Genomic DNA, 662 nt, shown 5'->3' with positions numbered 1-662 from the left:
ACGCAGGTCGAATACGACCGAGGCGGGCGGCTTGCTGCCCGGCGCTCTGGCGACAGCGAGGAGCGTTTTGCCTACGACCAGAGCGGACGGCTCATCGATGCGCAAAACCGCTACAGCCAGATCCAGCGGTTCTTCGATCCGGTGGGCAATCTGGTGCGCGAGCACCATGCGTACAAGGTGTTCGACGAGGCGCGCAGCTACGTCTGGCATCACCAGTACGACGAGTTGGGCAACCGCATCAAGACGATCCGCCCCGATGGGCATGCGATCGATTGGCTCACGTACGGCTCGGGCCATGTTCACGGGATGCTGCTCGATGGCGAGGAGCGGATCCAGTTCGAGCGTGACGATCTGCACCGCGAGACCCGGCGCACGCTGGGCAATCAGCTGGGATTGAAGACCGTCTATGACCCGGCGGGGCGCGTGATTCAAACGGCGCTGCAGCGCGAGAAAGCGCCGATGCCGATCGTCGATCGGCGCTACCGCTACGACGCAGCGGGGCAACTGACGCAGATCGAGGACAGCAACCGGGGGTATATCGACTACCGGTATGACCCGGTGGGCAGGCTGATCGAGGCGGCCAGTCCCTGGAGCCGGGAGCGGTTCGCGTTCGATCCGGCGAGCAATATCGTGGATGCAGCGAGCGATGCGGGAGCGAAGGG

Annotated in this window: 1 pseudogene; it reads left to right on the top strand. The window is 64.5% G+C overall.

The window, feature by feature from the left end:
- Nucleotides 1-662 (top strand): annotated as a pseudogene (locus MMB74_RS27340) (sugar-binding protein); the annotation flags it as partial.

The sequence above is a fragment of the Trinickia sp. Y13 genome, assembly GCF_029522115.1.
In the GTDB taxonomy this organism is placed as follows: Bacteria; Pseudomonadota; Gammaproteobacteria; order Burkholderiales; family Burkholderiaceae; genus Trinickia.
Note: the sequence above shows the minus strand (reverse complement) of the source record. Positions and strands in the feature narration are given on the sequence as shown.